The 19,040-nt window shown below is 41.9% G+C and carries 23 protein-coding genes; 19 read left to right on the top strand and 4 right to left on the bottom strand.

The window, feature by feature from the left end; genetic code table 11:
- Nucleotides 1-59: 59 nt before the first annotated feature.
- Genes ACQCT8_RS13360 through ACQCT8_RS13345 form a run of 4 tightly spaced genes read left to right on the top strand, consistent with a single transcriptional unit; the run spans nt 60 to nt 2,918 of the window.
- Nucleotides 60-1,265, top strand: coding sequence for an acetyl-CoA C-acetyltransferase (locus ACQCT8_RS13360; protein WP_426871899.1), 1,206 nt, complete (start codon nt 60-62; stop codon nt 1,263-1,265).
- Nucleotides 1,262-1,954, top strand: coding sequence for a CoA transferase subunit A (locus ACQCT8_RS13355; protein WP_426871898.1), 693 nt, complete (start codon nt 1,262-1,264; stop codon nt 1,952-1,954). Before ACQCT8_RS13360 ends, ACQCT8_RS13355 begins: the two co-directional genes overlap by 4 nt.
- 29 nt (nt 1,955-1,983) lie before the next feature.
- Complete coding sequence (locus ACQCT8_RS13350) at nt 1,984-2,646, top strand: 3-oxoacid CoA-transferase subunit B (RefSeq protein WP_426871897.1); 663 nt, start codon at nt 1,984-1,986, stop codon at nt 2,644-2,646.
- A gap of 29 nt (nt 2,647-2,675) precedes the next feature.
- A complete protein-coding gene (locus tag ACQCT8_RS13345; RefSeq protein WP_426871896.1) occupies nt 2,676-2,918 on the top strand; it encodes a YqkE family protein in 243 nt (80 codons plus the stop codon).
- A 57-nt stretch (nt 2,919-2,975) separates the two neighbouring features.
- Here ACQCT8_RS13345 and ACQCT8_RS13340 read toward each other — a convergent pair whose 3' ends face one another.
- Nucleotides 2,976-3,902: an aldo/keto reductase gene (locus ACQCT8_RS13340; RefSeq protein WP_426871895.1), complete on the bottom strand. Its 927-nt coding sequence runs from the start codon at nt 3,900-3,902 to the stop codon at nt 2,976-2,978.
- 200 nt (nt 3,903-4,102) lie between these two features.
- Here ACQCT8_RS13340 and ACQCT8_RS13335 point away from each other — a divergent pair, with 200 nt between their 5' ends.
- From ACQCT8_RS13335 to ACQCT8_RS13265, 15 genes are all read left to right on the top strand, one after another.
- Nucleotides 4,103-4,666 (top strand): NUDIX hydrolase, encoded by a 564-nt coding sequence (locus ACQCT8_RS13335; RefSeq protein WP_426871894.1) that lies wholly within the window; start codon nt 4,103-4,105, stop codon nt 4,664-4,666.
- 78 nt (nt 4,667-4,744) lie between these two features.
- Nucleotides 4,745-5,383: a stage II sporulation protein M gene (gene spoIIM, locus ACQCT8_RS13330; protein ID WP_426871893.1), complete on the top strand. Its 639-nt coding sequence runs from the start codon at nt 4,745-4,747 to the stop codon at nt 5,381-5,383.
- A 112-nt stretch (nt 5,384-5,495) separates the two neighbouring features.
- Entirely contained in the window at nt 5,496-5,966 is a 471-nt protein-coding gene (locus ACQCT8_RS13325) for a Fur family transcriptional regulator (RefSeq protein ID WP_426871892.1), read from the top strand.
- Nucleotides 5,967-6,088: 122 nt separating this feature from the next.
- Nucleotides 6,089-6,976, top strand: coding sequence for a site-specific tyrosine recombinase XerD (gene xerD, locus ACQCT8_RS13320; RefSeq protein WP_426871890.1), 888 nt, complete (start codon nt 6,089-6,091; stop codon nt 6,974-6,976).
- 102 nt (nt 6,977-7,078) lie between these two features.
- Nucleotides 7,079-8,263: a phosphopentomutase gene (deoB, locus tag ACQCT8_RS13315; protein ID WP_426871888.1), complete on the top strand. Its 1,185-nt coding sequence runs from the start codon at nt 7,079-7,081 to the stop codon at nt 8,261-8,263.
- A gap of 28 nt (nt 8,264-8,291) precedes the next feature.
- The gene (locus ACQCT8_RS13310) at nt 8,292-9,605 is read left to right on the top strand and encodes a pyrimidine-nucleoside phosphorylase (RefSeq protein ID WP_426871887.1); all 1,314 of its coding nucleotides are present in this window, start codon (nt 8,292-8,294) and stop codon (nt 9,603-9,605) included.
- Nucleotides 9,606-9,918: 313 nt separating this feature from the next.
- Nucleotides 9,919-11,079, top strand: coding sequence for a D-alanyl-D-alanine carboxypeptidase family protein (locus tag ACQCT8_RS13305; protein ID WP_426871885.1), 1,161 nt, complete (start codon nt 9,919-9,921; stop codon nt 11,077-11,079).
- A gap of 108 nt (nt 11,080-11,187) precedes the next feature.
- Nucleotides 11,188-11,538: an anti-sigma F factor antagonist gene (gene spoIIAA / locus ACQCT8_RS13300; protein WP_426871883.1), complete on the top strand. Its 351-nt coding sequence runs from the start codon at nt 11,188-11,190 to the stop codon at nt 11,536-11,538.
- Nucleotides 11,538-11,978 carry an anti-sigma F factor gene (gene spoIIAB / locus ACQCT8_RS13295; protein WP_426871881.1) on the top strand — a complete coding sequence of 147 codons (441 nt, stop codon included), beginning with the start codon at nt 11,538-11,540 and terminating at the stop codon, nt 11,976-11,978. The genes spoIIAA and spoIIAB overlap by 1 nt, the downstream gene beginning before the upstream one ends.
- A gap of 8 nt (nt 11,979-11,986) precedes the next feature.
- The gene (gene sigF / locus ACQCT8_RS13290) at nt 11,987-12,736 is read left to right on the top strand and encodes an RNA polymerase sporulation sigma factor SigF (RefSeq protein ID WP_426871879.1); all 750 of its coding nucleotides are present in this window, start codon (nt 11,987-11,989) and stop codon (nt 12,734-12,736) included.
- Between the two features lie 24 nt (nt 12,737-12,760).
- Nucleotides 12,761-13,378: a stage V sporulation protein AA gene (locus ACQCT8_RS13285; protein WP_426871877.1), complete on the top strand. Its 618-nt coding sequence runs from the start codon at nt 12,761-12,763 to the stop codon at nt 13,376-13,378.
- Nucleotides 13,368-13,799 carry a stage V sporulation protein AB gene (locus tag ACQCT8_RS13280; RefSeq protein WP_426871875.1) on the top strand — a complete coding sequence of 144 codons (432 nt, stop codon included), beginning with the start codon at nt 13,368-13,370 and terminating at the stop codon, nt 13,797-13,799. Before ACQCT8_RS13285 ends, ACQCT8_RS13280 begins: the two co-directional genes overlap by 11 nt.
- Nucleotides 13,800-13,801: 2 nt before the next feature.
- Nucleotides 13,802-15,265, top strand: coding sequence for a spore germination protein (locus ACQCT8_RS13275; protein WP_426871873.1), 1,464 nt, complete (start codon nt 13,802-13,804; stop codon nt 15,263-15,265).
- An 81-nt stretch (nt 15,266-15,346) separates the two neighbouring features.
- Nucleotides 15,347-16,660: a diaminopimelate decarboxylase gene (lysA, locus tag ACQCT8_RS13270; protein ID WP_426871871.1), complete on the top strand. Its 1,314-nt coding sequence runs from the start codon at nt 15,347-15,349 to the stop codon at nt 16,658-16,660.
- A gap of 259 nt (nt 16,661-16,919) precedes the next feature.
- Nucleotides 16,920-17,273, top strand: a complete 354-nt coding sequence (locus ACQCT8_RS13265; RefSeq protein WP_426871869.1) for a GNAT family N-acetyltransferase — start codon at nt 16,920-16,922, stop codon at nt 17,271-17,273.
- Between the two features lie 50 nt (nt 17,274-17,323).
- On the opposite strand, the gene ACQCT8_RS13260 is transcribed toward ACQCT8_RS13265, so the two are convergent.
- The 3 genes from ACQCT8_RS13260 to ACQCT8_RS13250 are packed head-to-tail and all read right to left on the bottom strand — an operon-like array spanning nt 17,324 to nt 19,038.
- Nucleotides 17,324-17,851 carry a DUF309 domain-containing protein gene (locus tag ACQCT8_RS13260; RefSeq protein WP_426871867.1) on the bottom strand — a complete coding sequence of 176 codons (528 nt, stop codon included), beginning with the start codon at nt 17,849-17,851 and terminating at the stop codon, nt 17,324-17,326.
- Nucleotides 17,852-17,908: 57 nt separating this feature from the next.
- Nucleotides 17,909-18,439 carry a spore maturation protein gene (locus tag ACQCT8_RS13255; RefSeq protein WP_426871865.1) on the bottom strand — a complete coding sequence of 177 codons (531 nt, stop codon included), beginning with the start codon at nt 18,437-18,439 and terminating at the stop codon, nt 17,909-17,911.
- On the bottom strand, nt 18,439-19,038 hold the full coding sequence (locus ACQCT8_RS13250; RefSeq protein WP_426871863.1) for a nucleoside recognition domain-containing protein: 600 nt from the start codon (nt 19,036-19,038) through the stop codon (nt 18,439-18,441). The genes ACQCT8_RS13255 and ACQCT8_RS13250 overlap by 1 nt, the downstream gene beginning before the upstream one ends.
- Between the last annotated feature and the right edge of the window lie 2 nt (nt 19,039-19,040).

Genomic DNA, 19,040 nt, shown 5'->3' with positions numbered 1-19,040 from the left:
GAATTAAAGCGTTTTCATAGAAACTTATATAATGAGATTCTATTTAAGGAGGGTGCTGCATGTCAAGAGAAGCAGTTATTGTAAGTGCAACCAGAACCGCAATCGGAACCTTTAATGGAGCGCTTAAGGAAGTGAGCGCTGTAACACTTGGAGCAATTGTGATTAAAGAAGCGATATCAAGAGCGGGAATTCAGCCAGAACAAGTAAATGAAGTCATCATGGGCAATGTGTTGCAGGCCGGACTGGGGCAAAATCCTGCACGACAGGCAGCAGTTAAGGCTGGACTGCCTAACCATGTTTCTGCTATGACCATCAACAAAGTATGCGGATCCGGTTTGAAATCAGTGCATCTGGCTGCTCAAGCTATTTTTTCAGGTGATGCGGATATTATCGTTGCAGGCGGCATGGAAAATATGAGCAGAGCCCCCTACCTGATCGAGAATGGCAGAGAAGGCTTTAAAATGGGCGATCAAACCATCAAAGACAGTATGATTAAAGACGGCTTGTGGTGTGCTTTTAATGATTATCATATGGGTCAGACAGCTGAAAATTTATGCGACCGATACTCAGTAAGCAGAGATGAGCAAGATGAATTTGCTGCTGCGAGCCAGCAAAAAGCAGCAGATGCGATTCAGAGCGGAAGATTTGAAGATGAGATTACACCTGTCAGCATTCCTCAGAAAAAAGGAGATCCGATTCTTTTTAACGTGGATGAATACCCCCGAAAAGGAACGACAGCAGAATCACTCGGAAAGCTTCGTCCTGCATTTAAAAAGGATGGAACTGTAACAGCCGGAAATTCATCAGGCATTAATGACGGGGCAGCAGCCGTTGTGGTAATGGCAAGAGAAACAGCAGACAGGCTGGGAATTGTTCCGCTTGTAACCATTCAAGCAAATGCAAGCTCTGGAGTAGATCCTGCAGTCATGGGTCTTGGTCCTGTGGAAGCGGTAAACAAAGCTCTGCAAAAAGCCTCTCTATCATTGCAGGATATTGAACTGATCGAAGCAAACGAAGCATTTGCTGCACAGTCATTGGCGGTCGATCGGGAACTTTCATTTAATAAGGAAATTTTAAATGTAAATGGCGGTGCCATCGCTCTCGGACATCCAATCGGAGCAAGCGGAGCGAGGATCTTAGTTACACTGATACACGAAATGATCAAACGTGATGCAAAATCAGGTCTTGCTGCTCTATGTATAGGCGGGGGACAGGGAGTGGCGACTGTTGTATCGAGAGCCGAGTCAAAGGAGGAATCCCATTGAAAACAATCTATGAAACTGCAAGTGAAGCAGCGCTGCATGTAAAAGACGGAGATACCATCATGGTTGGGGGATTTGGTTTGTGCGGAATCCCTGAAAATTTAATTCTCGCTTTGCGTGACAGCGGAGTGAAGGATTTAACAGTGATTTCAAATAATTGCGGTGTAGATGACTGGGGATTAGGCTTATTGCTGCATAATAAGCAAATAAAAAAGATGATCGGCTCTTATGTAGGTGAAAATAAAGAGTTTGAACGGCAGGTTCTTTCAGGAGAGCTTGAGGTTGAACTGGTTCCACAGGGAACGCTTGCTGAAAAAATTCGAGCAGGAGGTGCTGGTATTCCCGCTTTTTATACACCAGCAGGCGTCGGAACACCGGTTGCAGAAGGAAAAGAAACGAGAGAATTTGATGGAAAAGAGTATGTACTCGAAGAGGCATTAGCAGCGGATGTGAGCTTTGTCAGGGCATGGAAAGGAGATCGTATGGGTAATTTAATTTACCGCAAAACCGCGAGAAACTTCAATCCTATGATGGCTGCTGCAGGGAAAATCACTGTAGCTGAAGTAGAAGAGCTTCTAGATAAAGGCGCGTTTGATCCGAATGAAGTACATACCCCGAGTATTTATATCCAATATTTGTTCGAGGGAAATCAGGAAAAGAGAATTGAAAGAAGAACGATTACTAACAAATGAAATAACTTGATTACGAGGGGGCAGCATGTATGGATAAAGCAAAAATCCGGGAGACGATAGCAAAAAGAGCTGAAAAAGAGATTAATGACGGAGACTATGTGAATTTAGGGATTGGCATGCCTACGCTGGTCGCAAATCATTTATCACCCCAAAAAGAGGTTGTACTGCAATCGGAAAACGGACTCCTCGGCATCGGTCGTTATCCAACAGAAGAAGAGGTGGATGCCGATCTTATTAATGCTGGAAAAGAAACTGTGACAGCGGTTAGCGGCGCCTCTTATTTTGACAGTGCCGAATCCTTTGGAATGATACGGGGAGGTCATGTTGATATTGCCATATTAGGTGGAATGGAAGTATCCGAACAAGGGGATCTCGCAAATTGGATGATTCCCGGCAAAATGATTAAAGGAATGGGCGGTGCTATGGATCTCGTTCACGGCGCCAGAAAAATCATTGTAATAATGGATCATGTTAACCGTGAAGGACAGTCGAAAATTTTAAAAACCTGTTCTCTTCCATTGACAGGGAAAAGTGTAGTGGACCGAATCATTACGGAGCGTGCGGTGATAGATGTCACAGAAAACGGATTACGTTTGACGGAAGTTGCAAAGGGTTATACGATTGAAGAAGTTGTGCAGTCCACTGAACCTGAACTGGATGTTTCAGGTGTTATTAAATTAGATGCGTTTTAACAGCAAACACAAATTAGAGGGGGAGCGGAATGAAGCGAAAAGGGAAAGCGAGTGAGCGTGAAGACCGGACTCCAACCCTGAGAGACTCCCTGAATGAGGAAATGCTCTCAAAGCTGAAAGAAACAAAGAAAAATCTTGCCGATCTTGAAGCAGTGAGGGAAGAGGAAAAACAGAAGGAACGAGAAAAAGCACGTCTTCTCAGAGAACAAAACAAGTCATTTGAAGAATTACTGGAAGAAAGTCAGATGAACTGGCAGGATTACAAAAAATAGAAAAAAAGTCCACTTACGAAGGCTTACAGCATCCGTAAGAGGACTTTTTTAATCATGTTACAAACGATGTTCCGTATAGCCTTTATTGTTTGTTATTTCTTTCAGCAGTTCATATTCAGCTTCTGTAAGCGGATCTCCAGCTATTGCTTCAATATTGGATCTTACCTGATCAGGAGAACTGGCTCCTGCTATAATTGATGCCACTAGAGGATTAGCAGCATTGAATTTTAAAGCGACTTCATTCATTGACCGGCTGTCCTTAAATTTTTGATGCAGCGTGTCAAGAGTGTATTCCAACGCTTCATATGTATAATGAAGATATCCATCCTCTTTGATTTTTTCACTGGCTTTAGACAGCAATTTTTCACTCAGCAGCCCCTTTGCCAGCGGTCCTCTTGTTATGGCTGACACAGAATGCTCATTTAAGATCGGGAAAGCCTGTTCCTCAGGACGGCGGTCAAGTAAACTGTATTGCATCATATTTGAAACCATTCCTGATTTTTCAGCATATTCTTTTATCACATTTGGCCGAATAGAGGAAATCCCATATTCTTTTATATATCCTTGCGATTTTAACTGTTCAAATGCCTCAATGGTTTCATCGATTGGATCTTCCAAAGTGCCGCCATGGAGCTGATAAAGATCTATATAATCCACTTCAAGCCTCTTTAAACTGTTTTTCACTTGTTCGGTTATATACTCTTTGGAAGGATCCCATGTCCAGTCATCCCTTCCATCCTCCCAGCGGTTTCCAACTTTTGAGGCGATCACTACCTCGTCCCGGACACCTTTTAACGTTTTTCCTACCAGTTTTTCATTTACCCCGAAATCATAAAGATCGGCGGTATCAAAATATGTAATCCCGCCTTCAAGTGCTGCTTCTATGATAGACTGGGCTTTGTAATCGTCCTTGCCAATCGACATACAGCCAAGCCCTAATATGGAACTTTCAAGCTGGGATGAACCGATTTTCCGTTTCTCCACTTAAACCAACTCCTCAATTTGTCTTATTATAGTATATACTCCTTCTCGTACCGCTTTAAACAAGATTTAAAAAGGGGTGGATAAGGGTAAGGAAGCAAAGGAAGCAAAATGTTATTGAGTTTGTTAAAGCTGTCGCTGTACTTTAATAAGAGCTGATGGTTTCATTAAAAAGATGCGTGAATTAATCAGGAGGGTAAATAATGAAAAAATTTGAAGAAAAAACGATCGAAAAACAAGTGCTTTACGAAGGGAAAATTATAAATCTGCAAGTAGAGAAAGTGGAATTGCCTAATGGCAAGCAATCATCAAGAGAAATTATCAAACATCCTGGTGCAGTTTGTGTAATTGCCGTTACTGATGAAGGAAAGCTGGTCATGGTTGAACAATACAGAAAAGCACTTGAGCGCTCAATACTAGAAATTCCTGCAGGCAAGCTTGAGGAGGGAGAGGAACCTATTATTACTGCAGCAAGGGAGCTTGAAGAAGAAACAGGCTATGGCAGTGAGCAGCTCGTTCACCTGATATCTTTTTATACATCTCCCGGTTTTGCAGATGAACTGGTTCATGTCTTTGTTGCAAAAAATCTTTATAAGATTGAGAATGCAAGAGGTGCAGATGAAGATGAATTTGTGGAACTCGAGGAAATTACACTCGAAGAGGCAGAGCGCTATGTGGCTGAGCAAAGAATATTTGATGCAAAGACAGCCTATGCCGTTCAATATCTTCGCTTACAGCAGACGCTTGAAGAGGCAAAGCGGGCTTAATAGGTACGAAAATGTTATTCATGTTCCCTGAGTACCCATCATACAATGAGGAGAATTTATCCTTCTGGGGGGCATAACATGAAAAAATCCATTGCACGTTCCATACTGAACCATATCCAGCAGAATGCATCCCTTTACATTTTCGTGATGGCACTTTTAGGTGGAGGCGTCGTCACCGGCGCACTGCTCGTCAACCGCCTGCCGGAAGAACAGCTTCAAAAGCTGCTTCTCCCATTTCTTTCTTTCGAGTCAGAAGGCAAGCTTCAGGCACTGTCGCTGCTAAGTGAGCAGGTCCGCGGATATATGCTAATCGATATCGCTCTAATATCCATTATTTGGTGTACTGGTTTTATGCTCATCGGCATCCCGGCAGCCTGGCTGATTGTATTTTTAAAAGGAATGATGTTTGGATTCACTACAGGTTTATTTATTTCAGAGTTCGGGTGGGAAGGTCTGTGGATTGCAGTTGGCGTGGTGCTGCCTCATAACCTGCTGTTGATTCCGGTATATGTAATCATTTGCGTTCATGCAATTAAAATTACTCTCCACTTATGGAGGCGTGTATTGACCAGGCAGTCGTTCTCACCTGCTTTCCGCACAGCCAGCTTAAACTATACTGTTTTATTTGGCTGCCTGCTCGTCTTTGTTTGCATCGGAGGTCTGATAGAAGCTTTTGTACCGCCATATTGGATAAAATGGTTCCATCCAGCGAGTTAAATATAATGATTATTATATAATAATATTTACAATTTCTTTATTGGAATGATTATTGTTTGCAATCATCCCTCCTTTTGATATAATGTTGTTGACAGGCGAGGGAGGGCAAAAAATGGAAAGCAGAATTGACCGAATCAAAAAACAACTGCATTCAGCCAGCTACAAATTGACTCCTCAGCGTGAAGCCACCGTAAGAGTACTTCTTGAAAATGAGGCTGATCACTTAAGTGCTGAAGATGTATACCTCCTCGTAAAGGAAAAAGCACCTGAAATAGGCCTTGCTACCGTTTATCGAACGCTTGAATTGCTGACTGAATTAAAAGTAGTCGATAAAATAAATTTTGGAGACGGCGTATCACGTTACGATCTTAGAAAAGAAGGGGCAGCTCATTTTCATCACCACCTTATTTGTATAGAATGCGGTTCTGTTGATGAAATTCAGGAAGACTTGCTTGAGGACGTAGAAGATATAGTTGAAAGAGACTGGAAGTTTAAAATAAAAGACCACCGCCTTACATTTCATGGGATTTGTTACAGGTGTCAGGAATTGTCTGATGATGACAGATCATCCAATAAAAGCTAAAACCATGCAGAATAGCATGGTTTTTTGCATGTGAATTTTTCTTTCACTTTCCTTTAAAACAGATGACTTTAAAATGAAAGCGTACTACAATAGATTCATAGGAATGAACAGGGGTGGAAGGGATGAAGGATCAGCTTCTTGACTTTATACAGTTCATGATCGTAGAAAAGGGCCTATCTGAAAATACAGTCCAGTCATATGAGAGAGACTTAAAAAACTATCTGAATTACATTGAAAAAGTGGAACAAATTGAGTCAGTTTGTGATGTGAAAAGAACACATATTCTTCAATTCTTCTCTCATCTTAAATCTCAAGGAAAGTCTGCCAAAACGATCGCCAGGCATACTTCTTCTATTCGTTCTTTTCACCATTTTCTTATAAGAAATAGAAGATGTGATGGGGATCCGACTGAACATCTTGACACACCTAAATCAGAAAAAACGCTGCCAAAAGTGCTAAACATTGAAGAAGTGGAACAGCTTTTGCAGGCTGCGGATTTATCAAAAGCAAGCGGGTACCGGGATCGTGCGATGATGGAGGTTTTATACGCCACCGGAATGCGTGTAAGTGAGCTGACTGGCCTGCAGCTTGATGATGTCAATTTGGATATGGGTTTTATTCGCTGTATAGGAAAAGGCAATAAAGAACGTATTATTCCGGTGGGTAAAACAGCGACAGAAATCCTCGAAGTGTACATAAGACAATCCAGAAGCAAGTTTGTCCGTACTTCAACAAACGCTTTATTTCTGAACCAGAAAGGAAATTCGTTAACGAGACAGGGGTTCTGGAAAATTTTAAAGGCTCTTGCTGTGAAAGCGAATATTCAAAAAGAATTAACACCGCATACGTTAAGACACTCCTTCGCGACGCATTTAATTGAAAATGGTGCAGATCTCAGGGCCGTACAGGAAATGCTTGGCCACGCAGATATTTCCACCACTCAAATCTATACCCACGTTTCCACCAGAAGGATTAGGGAAGTGTATGCTAAGTTTCACCCGAGAGCTTAAATCTCGGTGTAATTTAAGTTGTCAGACTTCAGACCATTCTCTTGTTTAAAATGATCAATTAAAGGTAGAATAAAGACGTATAAATGAGGAGGACAAGGACTAATGACAAATAACAGCTATAAAAGAATCCATTTAGTTGTAATGGATTCAGTTGGAATCGGAGAAGCACCTGATGCTATCGAATATCATGATGAAGGCTCAAATACTTTGGGCCACATCGCTGAACATATGAACGGATTACACATGCCGAATATGGCCAAGCTGGGTCTTTCAAACATTGAAGAAATTCAAGGGATTGCAACAGCGGAAAATCCAAAGGCATTTTACACAAAAATGGCAGAGGCATCTGTTGGAAAAGATACGATGACAGGCCATTGGGAACTAATGGGGTTAAATATTAAAACTCCTTTCAAGGTCTATCCTGAAGGATTCCCGGAAGAATTGATTTCACTGCTTGAAGAAAAAACAGGCAGAAAAGTAATTGGAAATAAGCCTGCAAGCGGTACTGCGATCCTGGAAGAGCTGGGAGAAGAACATATGCAAAGCGGGGCTCTAATCGTTTATACTTCTGCAGATCCTGTTCTTCAAATCGCTGCTCATGAAGACATTATTCCCATTGATGAACTCTACCGTATATGTGAAATAGCGAGAGAAATTACGCTGGATGAAAAATTTTTAGTTGGACGAATTATCGCTCGGCCTTTTATAGGGGAGCCTGGACAATTTAAAAGGACCTCAAACCGTCACGATTATGCTCTCAAACCATTTGAGCGAACGGTTATGAATGAATTAAAAGATGAGAATCTTGACGTAATTGCCATTGGCAAAATATCAGATATCTTCAACGGTGAAGGGGTAACTGAATCCATAAGAACCACTGATAATATGGATGGAATGGATAAGTTTATTGACACGTTTGATAAAAAATTTACCGGCCTCAGCTTTTTAAATCTTGTAGACTTTGATGCACTTTATGGTCACAGGCGGGATCCTGCAGGATATGGAAAAGCTCTCGAGGACTTTGATGCGCGGCTGTCGGAGGTCTTTGAAAAAATGACAGAGGACGATCTTCTTATTTTAACTGCAGACCATGGGAACGATCCTGTTCATGAAGGCACAGACCATACTCGTGAATTTGTTCCTTTGCTTGTATACACGACAAGAAAAGAACAGGGAAAAAAGCTTGAGGTCCGCGATACTTTTGCAGATGTCGGAGCCACTATTGCCGATAATTTCAATGTAAAAAAACCTGTCTACGGTAAAAGCTTTTTAACGGACTTAAACTAAAACAAGTGATGAAAAGAGGTACAGCATTATGAGAATGGTAGACCTAATTGAAAAAAAGAGGGACGGCAAGCCGTTGAGCACGGAAGAAATTCAATTCGTTGTAAATGGCTACACAACAGGGGAGATTCCGGATTATCAAGTAAGTGCGCTCCTGATGGCAATTTACTTCCAGGGTATGACTGAACAGGAACGTGCAGATTTAACGCTGTCTATGGTAGAGTCCGGTGATCAGATTGATTTATCCGCCATTGAGGGAATAAAAGTCGACAAGCACTCTACAGGCGGTGTAGGCGACACAACTACACTAATACTTGGTCCTCTTGTTGCAGCAGTGGATGTTCCCGTAGCTAAGATGAGCGGCAGAGGTCTTGGGCATACAGGAGGTACGATTGATAAACTGGAGGCAGTTCCCGGGTTTAACGTGGAATTGACAAGCGATGAGTTTACAAAGCTGGTCAATGAAATTAAAGTCGCCGTAATGGGGCAAAGCGGAAATCTTACGCCTGCCGATAAAAAACTGTATGCACTTCGGGATGTGACAGCGACAGTCAACAGCATTCCGCTTATCGCCTCTTCCATTATGAGCAAGAAAATTGCGGCCGGTGCAGATGCAATTGTTTTAGATGTTAAAACAGGAGCAGGAGCATTCATGAAGGATGAAGAGCAGGCACGCGAACTGGCTCAGGCGATGGTCCGCATCGGAAACAACGTAGGACGCAAAACGATGGCAGTCATTTCAGACATGAGCCAGCCGCTAGGTCTTGCAATCGGAAATGCATTGGAAATTAAAGAAGCAATAGATACATTAAAAGGGGAAGGGCCTGAAGATCTGACTGAGCTTTGTTTAGTGCTCGGCAGTTATATGGTCTACCTGGCAGAAAAAGCATCCTCTTTGCAGGAAGCGCGTGAAAAATTAGAAGAAGCGATTGCGAATGGCAAAGCACTCGAACGCTTTAAGGGATTTTTAGCAGGTCAAGGCGGGGATGCAAGTGTCGTAGACGATCCAGCGAAGCTGCCGCAGGCGGAACATAAAATTGATCTTCCTTCTCAACATAGCGGGACAGTGTATGACATTGTAGCAGACGACGTGGGTACTGCAGCCATGTGGCTTGGAGCAGGAAGAGCTACAAAAGATTCACAGATTGACCTGGCTGTGGGCTTAATGCTTAATAAAAAGGTCGGTGATGAAGTTCAAGCTGGTGAAACACTTGTGACCATTTATGCAAATGATCTTTCACAACTGGAAAAAGTGAAAGAAAAGCTTTTGGAAAGTATTAAAGTATCAAAAGATAAAGTGGATGCTCCCACTTTAATTGTGGGCCAAATTACTGGAGAAGAATAAGAGACCGGGTTAAAGTAAATAAAGATAAAACATATCTTGATTATTCGACTTCAGAACATATATTTCTATAGCAAAGAGCGCCTCATGAATGCAATGGCATTTATGAGGCGCTCTTTTTGTTGTATTCAGGCTGGCGGTATATTTCTGACAAGTAAATGACATGACGAGAGAATAAATTCCGCTCTTTTTCCTTCCTAGGCTCATTATGAAAGAAGAGTAAAAATGTTTTTTTATTGTAAGTTACATCCTTTGCGTATAAAAACGGCTCACAAGGAAAAAATAAACAAAAAGAATTTGAAAGGTGTGAGCTATCATGAAAACCCTGATTCAAACAACTTTATGCATATTGTTAGTATTTTCAATCTTTCCATCTATGAGCACACAGGCGAACGAAGAAACAAAATTACCGCTAGACGAAGTGAAATCAGCGATTTTAATTGACCAGCATACAGGCATGATTGTACTGGATAAAAACAGCAAAGAATCACTTTCTCCTGCGTCCATGACGAAAATTGCCACGATGCTGTTAATTATGGAAGCGATTGACGATAAAAAAATAACATGGGATGACAAAGTTAAAACAAGTGAGTATGCAGCTTCCATGGGTGGATCTCAAATTTTCCTGAAGGCAGGAGAAGAAATGACCGTAAGAGATATGGTGAAGGGAATCGCAGTGGCATCAGCTAATGATGCTTCCGTTGCCATGGCAGAACATCTGGCAGGTTCTGAGAAGGATTTTGTCCGGTTGATGAATGACAAGGTTAGGGAACTTGGTTTAAAAAATACTGTTTTCCACAATCCAACCGGTCTGCCGGCTGATGGCCACGTCAGTTCAGCCTATGATATGGCTCAACTTGCAAAAGAGCTGCTGAAACATGAAGAAATTATTGAATTCACAGGCACCTATGAAGATTACTTGAGAAAAGACAGCGAAGACCCATTTTGGCTTGTGAATACTAACAAACTGGTTCGTTTTTATAAAGGAGCAGATGGCTTAAAAACAGGCTTTACAAAAGAAGCGATGTATTGCTTAACAGCTACTGCACAAAAGAAAGACATGCGTTTTATTGCGGTTGTTTTTGGTGCGCCAACCTCAAAAGCAAGAAATGAGATTGTCAGCTCCATGCTGGACTTTGGTTTTTCCCAGTATAAAAGCAAAACTCTTGCCAAAGAGGGAGATAAAGTCGTAAAAATACGGGTGGAAAAAGGTTCTCCATTTACCATGTCGGGTGTATTGAGTGAACCGTTAAAATGGCTGTCACCTGTTCAGGGTTCGGAACAGCAGGTGAAAAAAAATGTAACGATTGACCGTGAATTAACTGCTCCAGTTAAAAAAGGAGAGAAAATTGGGGAAATGTCCTTAATTGTGGATGGAAAAGAGCTCTCTTCAGTACCGATAGTGGCAGAAAGCGACAGTGTGAAAGCTTCTTGGGGAGAATTGCTTGTCAGATCCATGAATGAAATGGCCAGATAAGGAAAAGCAGTCGAATAAACACTAGTTTCTTCTATTATTGTCACCATGCAGGAATAAAGAAAAACGATCATGAATACTCCCTTTGTATGAAAAAAAGGAGGGAGTCATATGGCTTTTACTGTTCAGGCTGAGATAAAAAAGAATGTGCTTTTGCTTCGTATGCAGGGAGAGCTTGATCACCACGCAACTGAAAAAATCAGAGAAGAATTGCTGAATCTAATGGAAGAGCACGACATAGCTCATCTTGTGCTGAACCTTGAAGAGTTGGAATTTATGGATAGTTCAGGACTCGGTCTTATGCTCGGAAGATACAAGCATCTTCAAAAAAAGAACGGAAGTATGATTATCTGTGCTATTTCAGAACCGGTCAAGCGGCTTTTTGAAATGTCGGGATTATTTCGCATCATGATTATTGAATCCTCTGAAGATCAGGCATTAATGAGATTGGGGGTGGCGTAATGAATAATGAAGCGGTATTTAAATTCCGTTCAATTAGTGAAAATGAAGCGTTTGCGCGCATGGTGGTCGCCTCTTTTATTGCTCCATACGATCCGACTATAGGTGAATTAACAGATTTAAAAACGGTTGTGTCTGAAGCTGTGACGAATGCCATCATCCACGGCTATGATGGGAAAAATGATCAGTGGGTATACATGACACTGATGATGGAAGAGAATGTTTTAACTATTGAGGTAAGAGATGAAGGCATTGGAATGAGTGATATTGAAGAAGCCATGCAGCCTCTTTACACAACCAAACCTGAAATGGAACGATCCGGTATGGGATTTACGATTATGGAGCATTTTATGGATGCGGTTGAAGTGACGTCAGTTTCCTCACAGGGGACAACAATTCGAATGAGCAAACATTTAGCCTCTGTCCAGGCTGAGTGTCATTAGGTGCTCATATGAGTGCGAAAACGACGACGAGCCATGAAACGGTCAGGGAATGGATCCGGTTAAGTCAGGCGGGAGATCAGGAAGCAAGAAGCCGTATGGTCGAGACAAATGTCCGGTTAGTCTGGTCAGTAGTCCAGCGCTTCTTAAACCGGGGGCATGATCCGGATGACTTGTTTCAAATAGGATCAATCGGTTTGCTGAAGGCAGTGGATAAATTTGACCTTAGCTACAGCGTAAAGTTTTCGACCTATGCAGTTCCGATGATTATCGGGGAAATACAACGTTTTTTAAGAGATGACGGGGCAATTAAAGTAAGCCGGTCTGTAAAAGAGCTCGCGATCAAAGTGAGGCGTGCCAGAGAAAAGCTAAGCAGTCAGTATGGCAGACTTCCCACTTTATCAGAGATTGCAGAGGAGCTTGACGTAACTGTAGATGATATCGTGCTGTCACAGGAAGCATCCAAATCTCCTGCATCCATCCATGAGACGGTTTATGAAAATGAAGGGGATCCAATCACGCTTCTCGATCAGATGGCTTCTAAAGATGAAGAGCAGTGGTTTCAGCAGCTCGCGCTGAAAGAAGCGCTGCTGACGCTTGAAAAACGTGACAGAGTGATTATTTTCCTAAGGTATTACAAAGACTATACACAGTCGGAAGTAGCCGAAAAGCTTGGCATTTCGCAAGTGCAGGTATCGAGAATTGAAAAAAGAGTTTTGCAGTCCATCAGAGAATGGATGGATGACGTAAAAGAGGCATGAGAAATCAGAAAGGAGGAAGAGAGCATGTCACAAACTGTGTATATAAGGCTGAGGCGGAAAATTAATATCCAAAAAGGAAAACCGATCTTCGTTAAAGATGTAGCAGACATTCAAGCTCCTCATATTAAAATGGATCGATTCTTAAAAATGAAAGTAGTGGAAACAGATGTTAGTTCGTCTGAAACCTACGTTCTGATCGATCAGCTGGATATGATTGAGCTTATGAGAAAACATATGCCGAGTGCAGAAATTGAGCTTCTCGGGGCCTCTGCTACGCTTGTAGAATTAAGGAATGTTGAAAAAAAAGGCTCTCTTCCTCTTTTTCTTTTTGTTTGGAGTCTGTTATTTGTCGGTGCAGGTCTGACGATTATGTATTTTCATGAAGACGTCAGCATGAAGGAAACACAGATCACAATGGTTCAGATGATGACCGGCAAAAGACTTGAGCATCCGTTATGGTTTCAGATACCCTATTCGTTCGGCCTTGGCATTGGAATGATTTTATTTTTTAATCATATTTTTCAGAAAAAGTTTAATGAAGAACCAAGTCCTCTTGATGTTGAAGTGTATAACTATGAGCAATCGCTGGAAGATTATATTGTAGATCAGGAAAGAAAGAAAGCCGCACAATATGATCATTAATCTTTTCGTGATTTTTGTCGGCCTTGCTTCAGGGCTCGCTGTAGGCGGAGGATTTGTTGCTTTTTTAAGTGTTCTTGGAATTGTTCCGCGGCTTATTCAATTGACAAAAAATAAAAACCATTTAAGGGCCCTTGAATGGGCAGTCATATTAGGTGCCCTGACAGGACTTGCAGGCAGCTTGTATGAAGTAAAGACTCTTTATGGGTTTCTATTTGTCCCATATGTCGGTTTGCTGGCCGGGGCTTTTATTGGAATGCTGGCAGCGGCTTTAACGGAAGTGCTCGACGTCATACCTTTAGTTACAAGAAGGCTTGGCATGGCTGCAAAGCTGCAGTCCATCATGTTTGCGATTGTGTTAGGAAAGGTTTCAGGATCACTATTTTACTGGTTGTTTTTTATTCCATATCATAAAGGAGATTAACTATGCAGTCCCTACCTTTAAAAGCAGGACAATTAGATGAGATATTAACAGCACGAGCTGGATTAGGTGAAAGCTTCGACTTTATGGTAAGAAAGTTTGTTATCTCAGACATACCCGTTCATCTGTACGCAGTCAATGGGTTATGTGAGACAAGATTCATCATGCCGCTGCTGGAAGAAATTGTGGAAATTGACATTCCGAAAAATGACAGGTCTCATCTTTCTTCACTCATACATAATCGCTTAATTCATCAATCGGTTGAAACTGTTGACACAGTTGAGGATTTAATCCGTCAGGTTTTTTCTGGACTTATTGCCATTAAGGTTGAAGGGGACAGGCATGCCTATATTGTGGATGTCCGAAGTTATCCGGGAAGACAGCCGGAAGAACCTGATACTGAAAAAGTAGTACGTGGCTCCCGTGATGGATTTGTTGAAAATATTATTGTAAATACAGCATTGACGAGAAGGCGTATAAGGGATGAAAGAATCCGTTTCGATATGATGGAGGTAGGGCAAAGATCCAAAGCTGATGTGGCGGTAGGCTACATTAAGGACTTGGCGAATCAGGACTTAATCGATGCAATAAAAAAAGAATTAAAAGGCATTGATGTGGACGGCCTGACGATGACAGATAAATCGCTCGAAGAATATATTGTTAAACAGGGATTCAACCCTTATCCATTAGTGAGGTTTACTGAAAGGGCAGATATTGCAGCCACTCATCTGCTAGAAGGACATGTATGTATATATGTTGATACCTCGCCTAGCGTAATGATAACGCCGACTACTTATTTTCACCATGTGCAGCATGCTGAAGAATTCCGCCAGTCTCCTGCTGTAGGTACATTTATAAGATGGATTCGTCTCATGGGAATCATTGCATCCCTGATTCTATTGCCTCTATGGTACCTGCTTGCCATTGACCCTGCTCTCAGACCGGATTCACTGGATTTTCTAGGTATGAAAGAAGATACGAATGTGCCGCTGATTCTTCAGCTTCTAATAGCGGATATAGGAATTGAATTTTTACGAATCGCTGCTATCCATACGCCTACACCGCTGTCAACCGCCATGGGTTTAATTGCTGCCGTTCTGATCGGTCAAATCGCAATCGATGTGGGGTTATTCGTACCAGAGGTCATTTTATACGTAGCGATTGCCGCTATTGGTACATTCGCAACCCCGAGTTATGAGCTGAGTGTTGCGAATAAAATGGTAAGGGTTATGCTGCTGCTGCTGGTTTGGATCTTTCATATAGATGGTCTGGTTGTAGGATTGACTATTTATATATTATACCTTATGAATATAAAATCGTTTTCAACCCCATATCTTTGGCCGCTTGTCCCGTTCAGACCTAAGGCTATGCTTAGAATAATTATGAGGCTTCCTATGACCAGCGCCATGCTGAGACCTATGATTGTCAAAACAAAAGACCGTGTAAGACAAAAGCCTACAGGAGAATGAAATTGATTTATAATGCGTGGTTATGGTACAGTTCAACTATTCAGTAAAGGATATTTTGTCCGGAAAGAAAGGAACTGTATTATGCATTATTATGGCACATCTGGTACAAATGAAAACGGTCACTTAACCATTGGCGGGGTGGATACCATTGAACTTGCAAAAGAGTACGGCACTCCTCTTTATGTATACGATATTGCGCTTATTCGTGAGCGCGCAAAAGGATTTAAACAGACTTTTGACGATTTAGGTGTAACATCCCAGGTGGCTTATGCCAGCAAGGCGTTTTCATCTATTGCAATGATTCAAATTATTGAAGAAGAAGGATTGAGCTTAGACGTAGTTTCAGGCGGGGAGCTTTTCACGGCTATTCAGGCAGGGTTTAATCCGGACCGCATTCATTTTCATGGCAATAATAAAAGTAAAGAAGAAATTGAAATGGCCATTGACTACGGGATTGGTTGTTTTGTTGTGGATAATTTTCTCGAGCTGGAGATGTTAGCGGAAGTCTGCCGATCTAAAAAAGCACAAGCTTCCATCCTGCTGCGCGTAACCCCTGGCATTGAAGCGCATACCCATGATTATATTCTGACAGGGCAGGAAGATTCGAAATTTGGATTTGATCTTCAAAACGGTCAGGCAGAAGAAGCGTTGAAGCTGGCTTTGGAAAAAAGTGAACTGCATGTTCTCGGATTGCACTGCCATATCGGATCGCAAATTTTTGAAACAACAGGCTTTAAAAAAGCAGCGCAGAAAATGATTGAAAAACTTGCTTCCTGGAAAGCAAAGTACAAGTACACCTCTCAAGTGCTTAATTTAGGCGGCGGGTTTGGGATCCGCTACACAAAGGAAGATACTCCGATCGCTCCATCTGAATATGTGCAGGATATAATATCTGAAGTAAAAGCGCTGATGAAGAATGCATCGCTTTCCATGCCTGAGATTTGGATAGAGCCTGGCCGTTCTCTCGTAGGAGATGCAGGTACGACACTTTACACAGTTGGATCATCTAAAATTGTACCGGATATCAGGAAATATTTGGCGGTTGATGGCGGAATGAGTGATAACATAAGACCTGCATTGTACGATGCCAGGTACGAAGCTGTGATTGCAAACCGTCCGGAAGCTGATTATGAAGAAACTGTAGCCATTGCAGGTAAATGCTGTGAATCAGGGGATATGCTGATCTGGGATCTGCCGATTGCTAAGGCACAGCCCGGGGATATTTTAGCTGTTTTCTGTACAGGAGCATACGGATACGCGATGGCAAACAATTACAACCGAATCCCGAGACCAGCAGTGGTGTTTGCAGAAAATGGAAAGGCTTCACTGGTGATTAAAAGGGAATCTTACGCTGATTTAGTTCGGCAGGATCTGCCCCTCTACGCACACAAATAAGCGGCAGTTATTGATTTAGGGACGCTTATGACGTAAGGGAGTGATGAAGTTGAAATCAAAGAATGGCTTGCTGTTTGGAGTATTAGTAGCAGGTGGAATCGTTTGGGGAATTATTTATTGGGCGTTTATCGTTTAGGGGATTTGGGTCTATAGTTGAATTACCTCTCTTTTTTTAGTATGATTAAGTACGGTTGCAGAGGAAGTGCGGATCCCTGCTTGTAATGAATGTATACTATCACGACCACAATGAGGGGTAACTATGCTAATCAGATACAAAAAATCCTTTGAAAAGATTGCCATGGGCTTAATGTCCTTTATGCCAACAGAAAAGGATATTAAACAATTGCAGTTATCGATGAAAATGTATGAAGAAGACAAGGCGAATCGGCTTTTCTTATGGAAAGAAGAAGATATAATCGGCTTAGTCGGCATAAAAGCGGAAGAAGATAAAATTCTTGTTCAGCATATATCAGTCAGTCCTTCCCATCGAAACGAAGGGATTGGCAAAAAGATGATCTCAACGCTGCGGGAAATGCACCCGGACAAGCGGTTTGAAAGTACGGATTACACTGAGCGATTTCTGTCCAAGTGTATGTATGAAGAAACTGAATAATCGGCAAGGCAGCAGAAGCGAAAAAACAGGTCAGCATCTTATTCAGATGCTTACCTGTTTTTTCGTTTGATTAATTCTTTTTCTCTTAACAGAATGACATCCTGCCGATCTCTGAGTCTGTGGCGATCGGTTATCATTTGATTGCTCAGATCACTTTCTTTGCCCCACTGAAACCCTTTTTCAGCACTTCTATGCAGACATATTTGATTTAATTCATGATCCGTAATAGGCAGCTGCAAGCTTGTATAGGGAGTATGAGCTTGAATAGCGGCTTTTAGTTCCTGCAATTGCTCCATAAAATAGCTGCTGTCGACTCCAAACGTCTTGAGTTCTTCATAATGAAGCCTGAATTTCTCAAGTGCTTTATTAATCATTCGACCGGCTCCGGAGAAATTATTTCTTCTCTGATGGTATAGGGCCACAGCCAGCTGGATCCAGCCAACCCAAATCGAATCTCTTCTCATGGGTGTATTTTCTTTCCAATACTCTTCAAGTATTTCATGGCATTCAAAATAGTCCCGATCACCATGGAAATGAACCAGGTAGTCAATATAGGATTGAGGATATTGATAAATCACCCTTACACCTCCAATCTTCCTACCATAGTAGCACATAAGTTCAAGAATCAAAAAGATTTAAGCAAAATACCAAATAGTGATCAGGATCGCTACAGTCATGCCCGCTAGATCTGCCAGTAAACCGATTGTCAGCGCCCGTCCCATCTTCTTAATGCCAACAGCACCAAAATAAACCGTTAATACATAAAGAGTCGTGTCTGTGCTTCCCTGAATGACAGCAGCCGCTCTTGAAATAAAATGTTCCGTCCCGTATGTAGCAGTTAAGTCTGCAACCATGCCAAGTGACGCTGACCCGGATATAGGTCTTATAAACAAAAGAGGAAGTAAATCCGGCGGAATCGAAAGCCAGATTAAAACAGGTGACAGCGCCTGATTCATTGCATCCAAAAATCCCGAAGCCCTTAATATATTGATTGCTACAAGCATCCCCAGTAAAAAAGGAAGAAGTGAAACGGATAGCCGGATGCCTTCTTTGCCTCCTTCAGTAAAGGCTCCGTAAGCATCTGTTTTTTTAATAAGGGCATAAAGCAGGATTCCGCCTACCAAAACCGGGAGAAAAAAGGTGGATATAGCTGCTATGGTATTCATTATCTCCTCCTACGGCTGCGTTTCACTGTGAAAATATAAAATAACCGGTCTAATGTTATCGCAATGACACAGGAAAAGCAGGTTGCTAAAAAAGCGGGTACAACAATGTCCATTGGATCAGGCGCTCCATGCGTCATTCGCAAAGAAATGACAGTTGTGGGAAACAAAGTAAGAGCAGCTGTATTCAGGCATAAAAAAGTAATCATAGATCTCGTTGGCACTGCAGGATCAGGATTATTTGCCTGCAGGGCAGTCATCGCTTTTAACCCGAAAGGTGTAGCTGCATTTCCAAGACCAAAAAAATTAGCTGTCATATTTGACATAATAAATCCGAGAGCAGGATCTTTAGGAGAAAGATCAGGGAAAAGCTTTAATAGAATGGGTCGTGAAAAGGCAGTCAGCTTATCTAATAGTCCGGACTGCTTGGCAATTTCCATCATGCCAAGCCAGAAAGTAAAAACCGCTATAAACCCAATTACCAGCTGAACAGCCTGAGTAGAAGCATCAAACATGGCTGTATTGACCTTTGAGGTTGTGCCATTCACAACACTATAAACAAGACCGACCACGATCATTCCGATCCAAATTAAATTAACCATCA

The organism is Jeotgalibacillus proteolyticus, assembly GCF_050107735.1.
Classification (GTDB): domain Bacteria; phylum Bacillota; class Bacilli; order Bacillales; family Jeotgalibacillaceae; genus Jeotgalibacillus; species Jeotgalibacillus proteolyticus_A.
The sequence above is the reverse complement of the archived record's forward strand: the minus strand, read 5'-3'. Positions and strand labels throughout refer to the sequence as shown.